This window comes from Corynebacterium sp. NPDC060344, from assembly GCF_042725215.1.
GTDB lineage: Bacteria > Actinomycetota > Actinomycetes > Mycobacteriales > Mycobacteriaceae > Corynebacterium.
In genome coordinates this window covers 362,828-380,147 of the sequence record NZ_JBHXCS010000001.1, presented here as the reverse complement: position 1 = coordinate 380,147, position 17,320 = coordinate 362,828, and the positions used below count along the sequence as shown (strand labels likewise).

Annotated in this window: 14 protein-coding genes; 6 read left to right on the top strand and 8 right to left on the bottom strand. The window is 69.1% G+C overall.

The window, feature by feature from the left end:
* Positions 1-43: 43 nt before the first annotated feature.
* Positions 44-1,282 carry a hypothetical protein gene (locus ACFWGD_RS01735; protein ID WP_377776782.1) on the top strand — a complete coding sequence of 413 codons (1,239 nt, stop codon included), beginning with the start codon at positions 44-46 and terminating at the stop codon, positions 1,280-1,282.
* Here ACFWGD_RS01735 and ACFWGD_RS01730 read toward each other — a convergent pair.
* A complete protein-coding gene (locus ACFWGD_RS01730) occupies positions 1,216-2,058 on the bottom strand; it encodes a class I SAM-dependent methyltransferase (protein ID WP_377776781.1) in 843 nt (280 codons plus the stop codon). The two genes, ACFWGD_RS01735 and ACFWGD_RS01730, sit on opposite strands and share 67 nt — an antisense overlap.
* Positions 2,059-2,061: 3 nt before the next feature.
* Complete coding sequence (locus ACFWGD_RS01725; RefSeq protein ID WP_377776780.1) at positions 2,062-2,616, bottom strand: hypothetical protein; 555 nt, start codon at positions 2,614-2,616, stop codon at positions 2,062-2,064.
* A gap of 112 nt (positions 2,617-2,728) precedes the next feature.
* Between ACFWGD_RS01725 and gatB the strand changes: the two genes are divergently transcribed.
* The gene (gene gatB, locus ACFWGD_RS01720) at positions 2,729-4,237 is read left to right on the top strand and encodes an Asp-tRNA(Asn)/Glu-tRNA(Gln) amidotransferase subunit GatB (protein ID WP_377776779.1); all 1,509 of its coding nucleotides are present in this window, start codon (positions 2,729-2,731) and stop codon (positions 4,235-4,237) included.
* 77 nt (positions 4,238-4,314) lie between these two features.
* Here the strand turns inward: gatB and ACFWGD_RS01715 are convergent, their stop codons facing one another.
* The 3 genes from ACFWGD_RS01715 to ACFWGD_RS01705 form a co-directional block, all read right to left on the bottom strand.
* On the bottom strand, positions 4,315-5,136 hold the full coding sequence (locus tag ACFWGD_RS01715) for a siderophore-interacting protein (RefSeq protein WP_377776778.1): 822 nt from the start codon (positions 5,134-5,136) through the stop codon (positions 4,315-4,317).
* Positions 5,137-5,164: 28 nt separating this feature from the next.
* On the bottom strand, positions 5,165-7,090 hold the full coding sequence (locus ACFWGD_RS01710; protein ID WP_377776777.1) for an HNH endonuclease signature motif containing protein: 1,926 nt from the start codon (positions 7,088-7,090) through the stop codon (positions 5,165-5,167).
* Positions 7,091-7,503: 413 nt separating this feature from the next.
* Positions 7,504-8,538 carry a glucose dehydrogenase gene (locus tag ACFWGD_RS01705; RefSeq protein ID WP_377776776.1) on the bottom strand — a complete coding sequence of 345 codons (1,035 nt, stop codon included), beginning with the start codon at positions 8,536-8,538 and terminating at the stop codon, positions 7,504-7,506.
* 79 nt (positions 8,539-8,617) lie between these two features.
* Between ACFWGD_RS01705 and ACFWGD_RS01700 the strand changes: the two genes are divergently transcribed.
* Both ACFWGD_RS01700 and ACFWGD_RS01695 read left to right on the top strand, forming a co-directional pair.
* Positions 8,618-9,928: a DoxX family protein gene (locus ACFWGD_RS01700; protein ID WP_377776775.1), complete on the top strand. Its 1,311-nt coding sequence runs from the start codon at positions 8,618-8,620 to the stop codon at positions 9,926-9,928.
* Between the two features lie 184 nt (positions 9,929-10,112).
* The gene (locus tag ACFWGD_RS01695) at positions 10,113-10,271 is read left to right on the top strand and encodes a hypothetical protein (RefSeq protein WP_377776774.1); all 159 of its coding nucleotides are present in this window, start codon (positions 10,113-10,115) and stop codon (positions 10,269-10,271) included.
* 78 nt (positions 10,272-10,349) lie between these two features.
* Here ACFWGD_RS01695 and ilvD read toward each other — a convergent pair whose 3' ends face one another.
* The 3 genes from ilvD to ACFWGD_RS01680 all read right to left on the bottom strand — a co-directional run bounded on the left by ilvD (position 10,350) and on the right by ACFWGD_RS01680 (position 14,588).
* The gene (ilvD, locus tag ACFWGD_RS01690; RefSeq protein WP_377776773.1) at positions 10,350-12,194 is read right to left on the bottom strand and encodes a dihydroxy-acid dehydratase; all 1,845 of its coding nucleotides are present in this window, start codon (positions 12,192-12,194) and stop codon (positions 10,350-10,352) included.
* A gap of 141 nt (positions 12,195-12,335) precedes the next feature.
* Positions 12,336-12,866 carry a PH domain-containing protein gene (locus ACFWGD_RS01685; protein ID WP_377776772.1) on the bottom strand — a complete coding sequence of 177 codons (531 nt, stop codon included), beginning with the start codon at positions 12,864-12,866 and terminating at the stop codon, positions 12,336-12,338.
* A gap of 51 nt (positions 12,867-12,917) precedes the next feature.
* A complete protein-coding gene (locus tag ACFWGD_RS01680; protein WP_377776771.1) occupies positions 12,918-14,588 on the bottom strand; it encodes a mechanosensitive ion channel family protein in 1,671 nt (556 codons plus the stop codon).
* Between the two features lie 213 nt (positions 14,589-14,801).
* Here ACFWGD_RS01680 and ACFWGD_RS01675 point away from each other — a divergent pair, with 213 nt between their 5' ends.
* Together ACFWGD_RS01675 and ilvN are read left to right on the top strand one after the other, a co-directional pair.
* Complete coding sequence (locus ACFWGD_RS01675; RefSeq protein ID WP_377776770.1) at positions 14,802-16,712, top strand: acetolactate synthase large subunit; 1,911 nt, start codon at positions 14,802-14,804, stop codon at positions 16,710-16,712.
* Between the two features lie 45 nt (positions 16,713-16,757).
* Complete coding sequence (gene ilvN, locus ACFWGD_RS01670; protein WP_102212080.1) at positions 16,758-17,267, top strand: acetolactate synthase small subunit; 510 nt, start codon at positions 16,758-16,760, stop codon at positions 17,265-17,267.
* Positions 17,268-17,320 lie beyond the last annotated feature (53 nt).

Sequence of the window (17,320 nt, the reverse complement as noted above, 5' to 3'; positions counted from 1 at the left end):
GGAGTACACTTCGGGGGTGCTCAAACGTTCAGTAGCTATTGCCATGGCCGTCGTAGGCCTCATCGTCGGCGCCGGATTCGCGTCCGGCCAGGAGATGATGCAGTATTTCGTCGCCTTCGGGCGCTGGGGGATCGCCGGGGCGGTGCTGTCCGGGGTGGTCATGGCCGCCGCGGCGGCCGCGGTGCTGTCGCTGGCCAGCTATTTCCTGGCCGGCGAGCATACGGCGGTGTTCGACCGCATTTCCTCCCCGATCATGTCGCGCATCCTCGATGTGGCGGTGATGGTGACTCTGTTCAGCACCGGCTTCGTCATGTTCGCCGGCGCCGGGGCCAATCTGCGCCAGCAGTTCGACGTCCCGCTGTGGGTGGGCTCGCTGCTCATGGTCGCGCTGGTCGCGGCGACGGGCATGCTCGACGTGGACAAGGTGACGCGGATCATCGGCGCGATTTCGCCGTTCATCATCGTCTTCCTCGTCGGCGCGTCGATCTACTCCATCGTCCGCGCGGAGGGCACGCTCGCCGAGCTCGAGCCGGCGACGGAGGGCCTGTTGACCACCCTGCCCAACTGGTGGGTCTCGGCGATCAACTACGTCGGCTTCAACTTCATGGTGGCGGTGTCCATGGCCATCGTCATCGGCGGCACGCACCTCAACCCCCGCGAGGCCGGCGTCGGCGGCCTGCTCGGCGGCGTGATCTTCGGCGGGCTGCTCATCATCGTGTCGGTGGCGCTGTTCTACTCGGTGGAGTCCGTCGGCGGCGATGACCTGCCGATGCTCACCATCGTCGACCGCGTCAACCCCGCGCTGGGCGTGGCCATGGCCGTGGTGGTCTACGGCATGATCTTCAACACCGCCATCGGCATGTTCTACGCCTTGGGCAAGCGCCTGACGCGCAACCACAAGGACAAGTTCCGCCCGGTGTTCCTGGGCTCCGTCGCCGTCGGCCTGGCGCTGAGCTTCATCGGCTTCCAGACCCTCGTGTCCACCGTCTACCCGGCCATCGGCTACATCGGCATCGTGCTGATCATCGTGGTCATCGCCGCCCGCCTCACCGGCCGCGCGAAGCTCGCGGAGGAGGCCGAGCGCCGCGCCGTCATCCGCGACCTGGTCCGCCGCCGCCTCGATCCCCGCGCCGTGTTCAGCAGGGACGACCGTGCGCGCCTCGAGCGCGAGGTCGCCGCCTCAAACGCCGACGACGGGGAGCTCATCGACGCCGCTCACGGTGAGGTTTCGGGTGAGCTTGACGACGACTCGGCCGCCAGCACGAAGGAATCCGACCGGTAGGGCAGCGCGACCGAGTCGTCCGGGGCGAATCCGAGGTGGTCGAGCAGGTACCACCGGAGATTCGCCTCGACCTTTTCCCGGGTCTCCGGCTTCGACCGCAGCCAGTACGAGCGGGTCCTGGCCAGCGCGACGATCTGCCCCGGCGTCAGCGCCTGCTCCCATTCCGTGCGCAGCTCGGCGGTGATCCGCAGGGGAGCGGCGACGCCGGGGACGAAGCCGGGCTTCTGCACGTCGCCCGCGTGCATGATGCGCGTGAGCCTGTGCACCCAGGGGATGCGGACGTCGAGGGTGTTCCACGTCAGCACCACGCGCCCTCCCGGCCTCAGCAGCCGGGCGAATTCGGCGGAGGCCGCCGGCACGTCCACCCAATGCCACGTCTGCGCGCAGGTGATGGCGTCGAAGGACCCGGCGGCCAATCCCGTCGCCTCCGCGGTGGCGCGGACGGCGGGGACCCCGGGGCAGGCGCGGGCCAGCGCCGCGAGCATTTCCGCACCGGGTTCCAGCGCGGTCACCCTGTGGCCCGCTGCCACCAGCGCGGCGGTCAGCTTTCCGGTTCCCGCCCCGACGTCGAGCACGTCGAGCGCCGGAGCGCCCGCCAACCCCACGACCTCCGGCGGATACCCGGGGCGGACGTCGTCGTAGCGTGCCGCGTCGCCGTCGGAAAGCAAATGCCCGAAGGCCCCCGCACCGGCCGCGCGATGCACGCCGTCGCGGAACACCGGCATCGCGGCGCGCGACGTGGGCGGGACCGGGGGATGTTCGCTGGGGCCGGGCACGGGCTAGAGCAGGCCGTGGGACTCGGCGAAGGCGCGGGCGGCGGCCTCGTCGGCGTAGGGGCCGAAGCGCAGGACCGACGTCTCGGTGACGTCGTAGATCAGGCCGGTCTCCGCCAGCCACGTCAGCTCATGGGCTCCGTCGGAGGAGGAGCCCAGCTCGATCATGTCCACGCCCTCGGCCGGGTCCTTCACGGCGGCGGCGTACTGCTCGTCGGAGACCATCGTCGTGGACACGCCGTTGGGGCTGCCGTCGTCGAGGAGGCAGTTGATCGCCGGCAGCTGCTCCGGGAAGTCCTCGCCCGGCGTGCCCAGGCCGCGGGGCTTGTCCATGAGCAGGAAGCACATCTCCGACTTCCAGCCCTCCGCCAGCTCCGCCGGCAGCGCGTCGCGGACGTCCTGCTGGCGCAGCTCCGCGCCATGGCCCTTGTTGGACGAGCCGAAGAACATCGACGCGACGACCGCGATGGTCACGATCACGGCGGCCGCGATGACCAGCCCCGCCAGCAGTCCCCTGCGGCGGGAAACGGGGGTCGCGTCGTCGGTGCGGGCGTGGGTCATCGGGGCTCCCGGTGATAGTTCGGCGATAACGGTCGGGCAACGAGATCAGGGTAGTCCACCGGCCCGGCCCCGGGGTGCCCGGCTCTCCGCGGCCACTAGTACGATGTCCCCCATGACCGCCGCTTACGCTGATGATCTGATGGACTACGACGAGGTCCTCGAGCGCTTCGACCCCGTTATGGGCATGGAGGTGCACGTGGAGCTCGCGACGAACACGAAGATGTTCTCCGCCTCCTCCGCCAACTTCGGCGCCGCGCCGAACAGCAACGTCGACCCGTGCAGCCTGGGCCTGCCGGGCGCGCTGCCCGTGGTGAACAAGACCGGCATCGAATGGGCCATCAAGATCGGCCTGGCGCTCAACTGCGAGATCGCGGAGTCCTCCCGCTTCGCCCGGAAGAACTACTTCTACCCGGACCAGCCGAAGAACTATCAGATCTCGCAGTACGACGAGCCCATCGCCTTCAACGGCCACCTCGACGTCGTTCTCGACGACGGCACCGAGTGGCGCATCGAGATCGAGCGCGCCCACATGGAGGAGGACACCGGCAAGCTGACCCACCTTGGCGGCGCCACCGGCCGCATCCACGGCGCGACCCGTTCGCTGGTCGACTGCAACCGTGCGGGCGTGCCGCTGATCGAGATCGTGACCAAGCCCATCACCGGCGCCGGCGAGCGGGCCCCCGAGGTCGCCCGCGCCTACGTCACCGCCCTGCGCGACCTGGTCAAGGCCCTGGGCGTGTCCGATGCCCGCATGGACCAGGGTTCCATGCGCGTCGACTCCAACCTGTCCCTGCGCCCGATCGGCCAGGAGGAGTTCGGCACCCGCACCGAGACCAAGAACATCAACTCGCTGAAGTCCGTCGAGCAGGCGGTGCGCTACGAGATGCAGCGCCAGGCGCAGGTCCTCACCGACGGCGGTTCCATCCGCCAGGAGACCCGCCACTACCAGGAGACCGATGGTTCGACGTCGGCCGGCCGCATCAAGGAGACCGCGGAGGACTACCGCTACTTCAATGACCCGGATCTGCCGCCGGTCATCGCCCCGCGCGAGTGGGTCGAGGAGATCCGCGCGACGCTGCCGGAGCTGCCGTGGGTGCGCCGCGCCCGCATCCAGCAGGAGTGGGGCCTGAAGGACGAGGAGATGCGCGACCTGGTCAACGCCGGCGCCCTGGATCTCATCGTCGACACCGTCGAGGCCGGCACCACCCCCGACGAGGCTCGCGCGTGGTGGGTCGCCTACCTGTCGCAGCAGGCCAACGCCCGTGGCGTGGAGCTCGCGGCGCTGGAGATCACGCCGGAGCAGGTCGCCCGCGTCGTCGCGCTGATCAAGGAGGGCAAGCTGACCAACAAGCTGGCCCGCCAGGCCGTCGATGGCGTGCTGGCCGGCGAGGGCGATGTCGATGAGGTGGTCAAGGCCCGTGGCCTGGAGGTCGTCCGCGATGATGGCGCCATCGAGGCCGCCGTCGACGAGGCTCTCGCGGCGAACCCGGACATCGTCGAAAAGTACAAGGGCGGCAACAAGAAGGTCGTCGGCGCCATCGTCGGCCAGGTCATGAAGGCCACCCGCGGCAAGGCGGACCCGGCACAGGTCAATCAGCTGATTGCCAAGAAGCTCGGCTAGCTTGCTTTGCGACGCCTCCCGGCCCGGAATCCACCGCGGATCCCGGGCCGTTGGCGTTGGATGATGGAGTTGGCCGGTCAGCCGTCGGTGGGCTTGTTCTCCTTCTTCCACGCGCGGAAGCCTTCTTCGGTGCGGCCGACGCGCCAGTAGCCGGAGATGGAGGCCCCGCGGACCTGGATGCCGGCGTCTTTGAGCATGGGGCGGATGCGCTTCATCACCGCGTTGGCTTCGCCGTGGACGAAGACCTGCATGCCGGCGGCATCGAAGTCGGGGCGGCCCGCCAGCTTCCCGACGATCGCCGTGGTCATCTCCACCAGCGCGTCCCCGGGTGCGGCGTCCGGGCCGGTCGCCGGGGTGACGTGCGTGATCGATGCGCCGGGGTGGTTGTCGATGAGGTCGACGTCCGCGTAGTCCGGTGCTTCCACGACCACGTCGGCGATGGCGTCGGCGGGCAGTGCCTTGATCGCGGCGGCGATGGCGGGGATTGCGGTGGCGTCGCCGCAGATCAGGTGGCGGGTGGCGCCGGCGTCGGGGGAGTAGGCGCCGCCCGGGCCGCGGGCGTCGATGACGTCGCCCGGCCGCGCCGACAGCGCCCATGCGCAGGCGATGCCCTCGTCCCCGTGGAGCGCGAAGTCGATGGCGAGGGATGCGTCGTCGACGTCGATGGAATGCACTGTGTACGTGCGCATCGTCGGCGGAGCGTCGGCGCCGGCGTCAGTTTCCGTGCCGTTGCTCGAGTCGTCGCCGGTGCTCGAGGTGAACAGCAGCTTCACGTACGCGTCGGTGTGGGGGTTGTCGGCGAAGGGAGTGATGTCCGAGACGTCGAAACGCACCCTCTGAATGGTCGGGGAGACCCGGTCGGATGCCGTGACGGTGAACGTGGAGGTGATTCGAGCCATAAAGGAACCATAACCTAACGTCGGCGGCCTAGAACGGAATCGTGGGGTCCGGGCCGAGTGGATCCGGCGGCTCCGGCCGCATGGTCGGGTCCGCATCGATCGATGCCCGGCGGATCCACGTTAAGCAGTTCTCCGACCAGCCCCGCCGTGAGGAACGCTCCGGAGAGACTCCCCAAAAGGCATCGGCCTCCGGATTCTCATCGGCCAACCACCCGAACCGAGACCCAGACTCGCCGCGTGCCCTTTCACCGGGCACGCCGGAGTGGTTGGTCCGTCCCGATGATCGGGCCTCCCACCCCGGATCCCACACCGGATCCTCGGCTGCCGGCCATCCATCGTCGGCAGCATCGGCCAGGCACCGTGCCTCTTCGGCGACCTCCCGGTCCGGGTCATTGAGTGGCCCGGCGGTGAACTCCGCCATCGCCCTTTCATAGTCCGCGGTGGCCTTCGCGTGGTTGGCCAGTGCGTCAGCAACCTCGGCGCGGTGCATCGCCTCGGCGGCTTCGGCTTCGGCGCGCATCCGTTGGGCGTTGGCACCGCGGATGGTCTTGGCCAAGCGGGTGGCCTTCTGGTCGAAGGTCTGCCGCTTGATGTGGGCGATGGGACCGTGCGGTACCGAGGTGGCGAAGGCGGCACCGGTGTGGTCGAACCAGTCGACGGAACCGTCGTCGTTCATCACGGCGTTCCAGTGTCGGCTGGTCTTGAGGTTGTGGTGGTGTTGGCACAGGCACTGCAGATTCCACGTTGCGGTCACGCCGAGCAGGTTCGACCCGTCACCGGCGATGAACGCGGCCTCTCCCGCACAGTTTCCGCCGCCGATGACCATCCCCGGTGCACCCTTCATGGCGTCGGGGTCGTAGTTGATGACGTGGTCGATCTGGCACCTGTGCGCCGGCACATCACACCCCGGGAACCGGCACCCGCCATCGCGGGCACGCACTCTCGCCTTCTGTGCATCGGAGGGCACGTAGCCATCGACCTGGGAGTCGGCGGAGAGCCGGACGTCGTCGCAGCGCTCCAACCACTGCTTGGTCAGGTACTTCGGCAACCATCCGGCGCCGTCGATCCACAATCGCAGCTCGCCATCATCGGAGTTCGCGTCGGCGTAGACGTTCATGGTGACCTTCGCCCCGGCGAAATCACCGCGCGACATGGCCATCAGAGCGTCGGCGAGGGTGCAGTCCTCGCCTGCCTTGATCTTGGCGTCGCGGATGGCGCGCAGGGTGGCTTCGAACTCGGCCATGCGATCCTTGCGCAGGCACACCTCCATCGCCGCGAAGTCGCACGCGTAGTCGTTGACGATGGTCACCTTCTCCGCCTCCAGCGACTTCTTCTCCTCTTCATCGGGTGGGGTGGAGATGGGTTCGACTGATTCGATGATGGCGCGGAGCTTGCGCATGAAGACCTTCTGTCCCGGCAGTGCCTGAAACTCCTTGTTGGGGATCAGGTACTCGAGGATCTGTTCTTCGACGTCGGCGAGATGCTCGTCGGACACGGCGACGGTGGCATCGGCGATCTTCGCTAGGCGTTCCAGGGGCAGTGCGCCGGAGTAGGCGAAGTCGAGGATGCGGGGCATGCGGGCGAGCATGGTGCCGACGTCGCAGTAGATCTCCGCCCAATACGGCGTGACACCCAGCCGGGTGGCGATGGAGGCGATGTGGGAGTCGACGTCGGCACCACCGTCGGGCGTGGAAGCGATGGCGGCGTCGATGTTGGCGATGTTGCGGGCACGCCCCATGGCGGCAACGGGCTCATCACGCTCGGTCACCCACCGCTTCCTGGGAGGGGCCGGCTCAGCGTCTGAATCAGAGTCGGACTCAGGCTTGGAGTCAGGCTCGGGCTGGTTGTTGCAGCCATCGCTTGGTTCGGGCGGTCGCTGCTTGTGCTGCTCGTGTTGGTTGTGGTGGTGGGCCGGATCGTCGTGCTCATCGGCTGCGTCATGGTCGAAAGCCATGTCGGTTCCCCCGGGAATGCGAGTACGGATCGAGAGTGGATCTTTGTGTGATCGCTGGTGCTGATCTGCCCTGTAGCGGAACCAAACCCCCGGCCCCGCCCCTATGTCTTACTGCGCTACTGCTTGGTCTTGCTGTACTTCCTTGCTTCACCATCGATGATACACGCGTTCGAGCGATCGGAGGTGAACGGGAGGTGACGGTTTGGCAACTTTCAGCAGCATATACGGCGCATTATCTCACCTGGTGCCGTACAATGTTCCATCCGGCGGGATCGAACTATAAGGCGAATGGGCACAGGTTGCGGGCAAGGCCAGGCGCAGCTTCGTGTCTGCCCGTGACGGCTGTGCGCCGACCGGGGATGTGAGGGCGAACTGGTGGGGCCGAGACGTCGTAAAGCTAGGTGTGAACCGGTCTAATTCGGCGAACCGCCGGAACTGCCGCCGGAGGGGAGGCGGAAGACGCGCTCGTCGGAGGCGCCCCCATCGCGGCCCGCGGCCTTGTTGACCGTCGCGCCCCACACCTCGATCCCGCCATCGGCGACGACGGGCGCAACCCAGCCGACGTGTCCGTACTCGCCCTCGAGCATGGTCTCGGGGGAACCGGCGACCGTCCATACGCCGAACGGGCCCGGCTCCGGCGGCGCGATCGGGATGGACACGACGCGCTGCGCATCCGGCACCGCCACGACCACCTCCTGGCCCACGACCGCGCACCCGCCGAGCGAATCATCGAGGTCCACTCCGCCCACCGGCTGGATCAGGCCATCCGACCACTGGGCGAGCATCGGCGTGCCATCCAGGCGCACCGCCATCAGCGGCGGCGTCCCGTGCGGGGCATGGCACATCGAAATGACCTCGATGCCCGGGTCGCCCGCGAGCAGGGTGTTCACCTCGCCGGATGCGTCGAGGTAGAGGCCCAGGTTCATGGGATTCGAGTACTGCGGCAACTCGCGCAGGTCCGCGCCGCCGCCGGGGAGGAGGGTGAGGCGGGCGACGGAACCATCGGCACGCAGGAGGAACAGCTGACCGTCCTCGGCGGCGGTGGGGCTGGCGGTGATCTGCGCGACCCGCGATCCGGCATCGGCGATCTCGGTTGCGCCCGCGCCGGCGACGACCAAATGCAGTCGGCCCTCCGCCGTCGCCACCACCGACCGGCCCGGCCCCGGCGACGCGATGGCGGTGGTCTCCGGCAGGCACGCGGCGAGAACTACGTCGTCGATCGCGCACGGATCGTCCTGGCCGCGCGGCTCGCGCTGGACGCCCGGGGTGGGCATCGCGTCGCGCATGTGCGAATCCGGCATGGGCACCCCGGTCGGCTCCGAGGGCTGCTCGGCGAACTGACCGGCGAGGTCGGGGGAGTCGTCCATGCACGCCGCCAGCGACAGCGGGAGCGCCGCGGCCAACGCTGCCGCGGCGATCCTCGCGCACGCCCGCCCGTTCCATTCCATGCCCGCCAGAATAGGAAAAACGCCCCGCGCCCGGCACGTCACCCGACCCAACCGCTGCGCAGCGCATACCCTGGGCCCTGTGAGCGACAACACCAAGAACCCGAATCCCCGCAACTTGGGCGACTACGAGGAGGGGCTTGACGACGACTTCGACGTCCCGACCTACCGTCGAATCGCCGACGACGGCCCCGCAGCCGATGTCGCCCCCGACACCACGCCCGACGCCCGGACCGAAGCCATCGCGGTGCCGGCTTCGCAAAAGGGACTCGCCCCGGAGGCCGACGCCAAGACCGAGATCGTCGACGGCACCGGCGCAGGCCCGTTCGCGGGTGGGGCGGAGGGGGCGGACGACACCGTCGCCGCCGCCACGTCCGCGAGCACCGGCACCGCCGACTCCGACGTCACCGATTCTGGCGAGACCCAGGTGATCCCGCGCCGCGACATCTACGCCGCCGCCGGGCGCACCGCGCCGCAGAAGATCGAGCCGCTGGCCAAGACCGACGACTACCGCGAGGCCGACGCCGACTTCGCCGCCGACGAGCCGACCCAGGTCGCGCCCGCCCCGACGGGGTACGACACCGCGGGCTCCGACAACACCGACACCGGTTCCGTCGGGGCGGTCGGGGCCGTCGGGGCGGCGGGCCTCGGCGCCACCGCGGCCACCGCAGGCCGGGACTCCGACTCGGACGTTGGCACCGGCACCGGCTACGCCTACGACCATGACCACGATCGCACGAGCGCCGCCGCCGCCCCGGTGGTCGGCACCGCGGACTCCGATGACCGCGACTTCCGCGACGACGACCTCGACCGGGACCATGACCGGGACCGCGACCTCGATCCCCGCCGCGGCACGCTCGACTTCGGCCTGCTGCTGCTGCGCCTCGGCGTCGGCGGCATGCTGCTCATGCTCGGACTGGCCACCTTCTTCCAGTTCGGCGGCGCCCCCGGCATCGGCGCGCTGGAGGCCCAGTTCGCGGACAACGGGTACAACCTCGCGGGCATCATCGCCATCGCCATCCCGACGGTCCAGGTCATCGCGGGCGGGTTGCTGGTGCTTGGCTTGGCGACGCCCCTGGGCGCCGCACTTGCACTGGCCATCTCCGCGTTCCTGACCATGTTCGAGGTCGCGGTCGGCGATTCCGGCTGGAACGTCCTGGCAGTCGGCGCCGAGCCGGTGCGCCTGCACCTGGCGCTGACCGCCGCCGCTCTGGCGCTGCAGTTCACCGGCCCGGGCCGCTACGGCATCGACTTCAGCCGCGGTTGGGCGCGACGCCCGCTGGCGAGCTCCTGGATCTTCTGCATCCTCGCCGTCGCCGCGGCCGTCGGCCTGTGGTACCTCGTCGCCGGGCAGCTGCCGTTCGTGGACACCACCACGGGCGCGACGTCCTAGCCACGGGGCCGCGCCCCTTTACGAAACAGCCCGCGCTCCCGATCACGTTGATGATCGGGGGCGCGGCACGTATAGGCTTCCTGAATATGAAATCATACGCGCGGGCCATATGTTTTCCGTCGAAATGGAGGCGCCGGGTGGTCTCCTTACGCCTGCGTGAACATCATTCGAAAGTAGGTGCCACATGTCCAGCACGTTGATTACGATCGTCGTCCTCGCGTTCTGGCTGTCGCTGATCGTGGCGATCGGCCTCGTCGCGTACAAGCTGTTCCAGCTGGAACGAAGCCTGCGGGAACTGGCAGCGAACTCGCGGCGCAATGAAGAACCGCGCCAATCTGAATAGATCCCGCTGAGCAGGACCGTCGCAAAGCAAAAAAGAAAGCCACCTCCGATCGGAGGTGGCTTTCTTCGTGCTGGGACCCTAGTCCACGACGCGGACCGCGCCCTTGTCGGCGCTGGAGGCCATCTTCGCGTAGGCGCGCAGGGCCTTGGTCACGCGGCGCGGGCGCTCCTTGTGCGGCGTGAAGGGCTTGTCGCGGGCGAGCTCCTCCTCGCGGCGGCGGGCCAGCTCGGCGTCGTCGACCTGGATCTCCAGGCGGCGCTCCGAGACGTCGATGTAGACCGGGTCACCGTCGCGGACCAGGGCGATGTCGCCGCCGGCCGCGGCCTCGGGGGAGAGGTGGCCGATGGACAGGCCCGAGGACCCGCCGGAGAATCGGCCGTCGGTGACCAGTGCGCACTTCTTGCCCAGGCCGGCGCCCTTGATGAACGCCGTCGGGTGCAGCATCTCCTGCATGCCCGGGCCGCCCGCGGGGCCCTCGTACAGGACGAAGAGGACCTCGCCCGGCTGGAGCGTGCGGGTGAGGATGACCGACACGGCCTCCTCCTGGCTCTCGACGACGCGGGCGGTGCCCTCGAAGTGGAACTGGTCCTCGGAGATGCCGGCGGTCTTCAGGATCGCGCCGTCGCGGGCGATGTTGCCGCGCAGCACGCACAGGCCGCCCTCCTTGGTGTACGCGTGCTCCACCGAGTGGATGCAGCCGTTCTCGGCGTCGACGTCGAGCGACTCCCACCGGTTGTCCGTGGAAAACGGCTCGGTGGTGCGCACGCCGCCGGGCGCGGCGTGGAACAGCTCGATGGCCTCGTCGGTGGCCTTGCCTCCGCGGATGTCCCACGCGTCGAGCTGCTCGGCCAGCGACGGGGCGTGGACCGAGTTGGCGTCCATGTTCAGCAGGCCGCCGCGGCGCAGCTCGCCCATGATGGCGGGGATGCCGCCGGCGCGGTGGACGTGCTCCATGTAATAGTCGGAGTTCGGCGCCACCTTGGACAGGCAGGGGACGTTGCGGGAGATCTGGTCGATGTCGTCCAAGTCGAAGTCGATCTCGCCCTCCTGCGCGGCGGCGAGGATGTGCAGCACCGTGTTGGTGGAGCCGCCCATGGCCACGTCGAGGGTCATGGCGTTGACGAACGCGTCGCGGTTGGCGATGTTGCGCGGCAGCACCGTCTCGTCGCCGTCGCGGTAGTAGCGGTTGGCGATGTCGACGATGAGCTCGCCGGCGCGGGTGAACAGGTCGCGGCGCGCGACCTGGGTGGCCAGCGTCGAACCGTTGCCCGGCAGGGACAGGCCCAGGGCTTCGGTGAGGCAGTTCATGGAGTTGGCCGTGAACATGCCGGAGCAGGAGCCGCAGGTCGGGCAGGCGGAGCGCTCGATGTCGAGCAGCTGCTCGTCGTCGACCTTGTCGTCGGCCGAGGCCGAGATCGCGGAGATGAGGTCCGATCCGGGCTTGACCACGCCGTCGACGACGACGGAGAAGCCGGACTCCATCGGGCCACCGGAGACGAACACGACGGGGATGTTCAGGCGCATCGCCGCGTTGAGCATGCCCGGGGTGATCTTGTCGCAGTTGGAGATGCACACCAGCGCGTCGGCGGTGTGGGCGTTGACCATGTACTCGACGGAGTCGGCGATGATCTCGCGCGACGGCAGCGAGTAGAGCATGCCGTCGTGGCCCATGGCGATGCCGTCGTCGACGGCGATGGTGTTGAACTCGCGGGCGACGCCGCCGGCGGCGGTGACCGCCTCGGCGACGATGTCGCCGACGTTCTTGAGGTGGACGTGGCCCGGCACGAACTGCGTGTACGAGTTCGCGATCGCGATGATCGGCTTGCCGAAGTCGTTGTCGGACATGCCGGTGGCGCGCCACAGCGAGCGGGCGCCCGCGGCATTGCGGCCGGCGGTGGTGACCTTGGAACGAAGGGGGATCATGGCTGCCCCACTCCTTTCTGGTTGGCGGCGAGGTTCCCCAATGATAGACCCCGGGACCCCGTCACGTCTCATTGGGTGGGCTTTCGTGTCCACTATGTGGACACTCTTCAGGTGTGCCTTGCTTGACGACGTCCTGCGGGATCAGGGGTGGCGGGGCTCGTCGGTGTTCTTGGCCTCGTACTCCTCGCGGGTCATCTTCACGGAGTTGCCGTCGCGGTCGAAGATCTCCACCTTGTCGCCCTCGGCGAGGTGCGCCGGGGTGACCGGGTCGGGGATGCGGCCGCCGGTGGCCTCGCTGAGGGCGGGCAGCGAATTGAAGGTGATGGCAGGGAGGGAGAAGCGGACGTCGTCGTCCTGCCCGTCCTCCGTCGAGCGGCCCACGGCGAAGGCGCGGCCGCGCTTGTCGAACAGCACGCCGCGGAACCGGTTCCACGGCAGGGAACGGCGGCCGCCGACCAGGTACACCGCGGTGATGCCGCGGGAGCTGACCGTGGTGCGCACCCGCAGGATCCACACCGAGTAGATGACCGGGACCAGCAGCAGCGGCGTCAGCCACAGGGAGAAGCCCATGGCCACGATGGCCAGGAACACCAGGAACACGACCGCCATGAAATGGGTCTTCTGCGGGCGGAAACGGGTGGTGGGCAGCGTGCTGGGCCGGTCGGTGCTCATGAGGGCACATTGTAGGGGGCCGGGGCGGGCGCGCCGCACTCGGCATGCCCGCTAATTGGCGGCGGAGTCCCCGGTGCCCGTGCCGGTGTCGCCGGTACCGGTTCCGGTTCCCGAATCCGTGCCGGTTCCGGTGCCGGTTCCCGTGTCGGTGCCCGTGCCGGTATTGCCGGAGTTGCCGGTGTTGCCGGTGCCGGGCGTGTTTCCGGTGTCGGTGCCGCTCTGCTGGCGCGGCACGTCGTTCGGGGTGGTGGGTGCGGTGGTGGTACCGCCGGTGCCGGTGCCCGTGTTGGGGTCGGTGCCCGTGCCGGTGTTGGCGTCGGGGGCCGGCTCGGTGGGGGTCTCCGTGGCCGTGTCGGCCTCGTCGTCGCCCGTGAAGCGGCTCGGCGCCAGCCAGCCGGCGACGCCCTCCTCGTCTTCGCCGGGTTCGACGGTGGCCAGGTTGAGCATGCCCAGGATCATCAGGGCGACGATCATCACCACCGTCGACGGGCGGGCGCGGCCGCCGGCGGACAGCACCTGGCGCACGCGCTGGCGCCTCGACATCGGCTTCTGCGGGGCGGGGTCGGCAGCCGCGGTCTCGTCCACCTCTCCGGCGTCCTCGGCCCGCCGGCGCCGATCGTCGATCGCGGCGCCCGCGGAGGGGAGGTCGCTGCGGCGGTGATCGGCGTCGTCGTCAAGCGACCCGTGCGAAGCCTGCGCGGCCTTGGCCGCATTCGCCTGCTCCACCTCGAGCGAACCCTCGCCGCGGCGCGCGGCGGCGTCGGCGGGATCCGGGGCAGGGGCGGGGACGGGCTCATCTTCATCGGGCCTGGTCACCGGCGAGCGGCGGATGGCGCCCAGCTGCGCGGTGAGGGCCTCGGCGGACTTCAGCGGATTCGACTCGGCGCGCTCGCCGTAATCGTCCCACCAGGTGTCGATGATCTCGCCGCGCACCGCGCGCTCGATCAGCCACTGGTCGCCCGGCTCGCAATCCGCGATCAGGCGCATGGTCACCGTCCACGGCAGGCCCATCGCCGTCGGCGGCACCAGCTCCGTCGAGGACTGGATGCGGATCTCCGACAGGACGTGCTCGCGCACGCCCGACGCGTCGATGGCGCGCTTGGCGGCCTCGAGGGTGCGTTCCTCCAGATCGCGCACCGAACCGCCGGCCGTCATGGGCACCGGGATCTCGATGACCGCGCGCGACCAGGCCGACGAGTAGTTGACGCACATGCGGGCCTGGGCGTTGGGGACCACGACCTCCTCGCCGTTGAGCGTGCGGATCGTCGTCGCGCGCAGGGTCATGTTGACCACCTCGCCCTGGACGGTGCCGGAGGGGGAGTGGAACTCCACCCAGTCGCCGATGCCGTACTGCTTCTCCGCGATGATGAAGACGCCGCCGATCAAATCGCCGATGACGCCCTGCGCGCCGAAGCCGATGGCCGCCGAGACGACGGTCGCCGGGACCGCCGCGGCCGTCAGCGAGACCCCGAACTGGTTGAGCAGGGCCAGGCCGATGACGAAGTAGGCGATCATCTCCACGATGTAGACGACGGCGCCGATCAGCGCTCGGCGGCCCTTCGTGGATTCCTCTCCGTCGGCCATGTTCCCCGTGGCGACGGCGATGACGAACCGCCGGATGCGGGGGACGAGGACGATCAGGATGAGCAGCGCCGCGATGGCCAACCCATTCGTGGCCATCCACGACCACGACCGCTGCAATAGATATAGAAGAAAGTCCATGCGCGCCACGGTAGGGCCGTAGGCTAAGAGGACGCTGAGGTGCGGGGGAGGAAACGGGGGAGGAAATTGGGGGAGTTTCCGCCGCTGGGGGCGGGTTGTCCAACTATGTGAGATTGACTGTCCACTATGTGGACGCTATTCTCGACAGCAACGCGGGCCCACCGGCCCGTCATGCTCGGACCAGCCAGTACCCGACCACAGGAGCGCACCGGAATGAACGCCGCCCCACAGAAGAGCCCCTCGCCCGCCACCGTGGCCGCCCAGTCGCGGCGCACGACGACCGAGCGCATCACCGGCGCGAAGGCCATCGTCCGGTCCCTCGAGGAGCTCGGCGCGGACGTCGTATTCGGCATTCCCGGCGGCGCGATCCTCCCGCTGTACGACCCGCTGTTCGACTCCGAGAAGATCCGCCACGTGCTCGTGCGCCACGAGCAGGGCGCCGGCCACGCGGCCACCGGCTACGCGCAGGTCGCGGGCAAGGTCGGCGTGTGCATCGCCACCTCCGGCCCGGGCGCCACCAACCTGGTCACCCCGCTGGCCGACGCCCAGATGGACTCCGTGCCCGTCGTGGCCATCACCGGCCAGGTCGGCATGCCGCTGCTTGGCTCGGACGCCTTCCAGGAGGCGGACATCCGCGGCATCACCATGCCGGTGACCAAGCACAACTTCATGGTCACCGACGCCAACGACATCCCCAAGGCCATCGCCGAGGCGTTCCACCTGGCCTCCACCGGCCGCCCGGGCGCCGTGCTCGTCGACGTGCCGAAGGACCTGCAGAACACCGAGATCGACTTCTCCTGGCCGCCGGAGGTGGACCTGCCCGGCTACCGCCCGGTGACCACCCCGCACTCGCGCCAGATCGAGGAGGCCGTGCGCATGATCGCCGCGGCCGAGCGCCCGGTGCTCTACGTCGGCGGCGGCGTGATCAAGGCCAACGCCTCGGCCGAGCTCATCGCGTTCGCCGAGATGACCGGCGTGCCGGTGGTGACCACCCTCATGGCCCGCGGCGCGTTCCCCGACGCCCACGAGCTGCACATGGGCATGCCCGGCATGCACGGCAAGGTTTCCGCCGTCGCGGCGCTGCAGAAGTCGGATCTGCTGATCACCATCGGCGCCCGCTTCGACGACCGCGTCACCGGTCAGCTGTCCACCTTCGCCCCGGGGGCGAAGGTCATCCACGCCGACATCGACCCGGCGGAGATCGGCAAGATCCGCGAGGCGCACGTGCCCATCGTCGGCGACGCCCGCGAGGTGCTCTCGGCGCTGGCCGACACGTACCGCGCGCTGGACCTGAAGGCCCCGGCGATCGAGTCGTGGCGCGGCGAGCTCAACGGCCTGCGCGACGATTTCCCGCTGGGCTGGGAAGAGCAGTCCGACGGTTCGCTGTCGCCGCAGTTCGTGCTGAAGACCCTGTCCGACGTCGTCGGCCCCGACGCCGTCTACTGCGCCGGCGTCGGCCAGCACCAGATGTGGGCGGCGCAGTTCATCCAGTACGAGAACCCGCGCACCTGGCTCAACTCCGGTGGCCTGGGCACGATGGGCTACGCGGTCCCGGCCGCGATGGGCGCCAAGGCCGCCGCCCCGGACAAGGAGGTCTGGGCCATCGACGGCGACGGTTGCTTCCAGATGACCAACCAGGAGCTGACCACCTCGGCCATCGAGAACTTCCCCATCAAGGTCGCGCTGATCAACAACGGCAACCTGGGCATGGTCCGCCAGTGGCAGACGCTGTTCTACGAGAAGCGCTACTCCAACACGAAGCTGCGCCCGCAGGACAACTCCTACGTGCCGGACTTCGTGCGCCTGTCGGAGGGCCTGGGTTGCGTGGCCATCCGCGTGACCAAGGAAGAAGAGGTCATCCCGGCGATCCAGAAGGCCCGCGAGATCAACGATCGCCCGGTGGTCATCGACTTCATCGTCGGCGAGGATGCGCAGGTGTGGCCGATGGTCGCCGCCGGCAAGTCCAACGACGAGATCGAGTCGGCCCGCGGCCTGCGACCGCTTTTCGACGAAGAGATGTCGGCGGGGGAGACCCCGGCGGACATCCACGAGACGATCTCGGACAACCCCGAGGACGCCGCGAAGGCGCCCGAGGCGAACCACCCGACCATGCAGACCCGGTAACCCGGCAACCAGACGAACCAGACGAAGAGGAAAGCGAAGCTCACCATGGCCGAACTGCACACCCTGTCCGTGCTGACCCTCGACGAGCCGGGCATCCTGGTCCGCATTGCGGGCATGTTCACCCGCCGCGGGTTCAGCATCCAGTCCATCACCTCGGGCACCACCGAGGTCGACGGAGTCAACCGCATCACCCTCGTGGTTGAGACGGAGGATCTGCCCATCGAGCAGATCACCAAGCAGCTGAACAAGCTGGTGCCGGTGCTCAAGGTGGTCCGTCAGCCGGACGACCAGCTCGTGTCCCGCGCGCTGCTGCTGGTCAAGGTCACGGCGGACAACAACAACCGTCCCCAGGTCGTCGACGCGGCGAAGCTGTTCCGCGCCCGCGTCGTCGACGTGGCGCAGGAGTCCGTGGTCATCGAGGCCACGGGCGAGCGCTCGAAGCTGCGGGCGCTGCTGGAGGTCCTCGAGCCCTTCGGCATCCGCGAGCTGGTGCAGTCCGGCACGGTCGCGGTGGCCCGCGGCCCGAAGCCGATGCTGGCGTCCCGGGCGCTGTAACCCCCGAAACAATCCCCTGGCTAGACTGTCCACGAGCGATCGCGGGCGGTCGA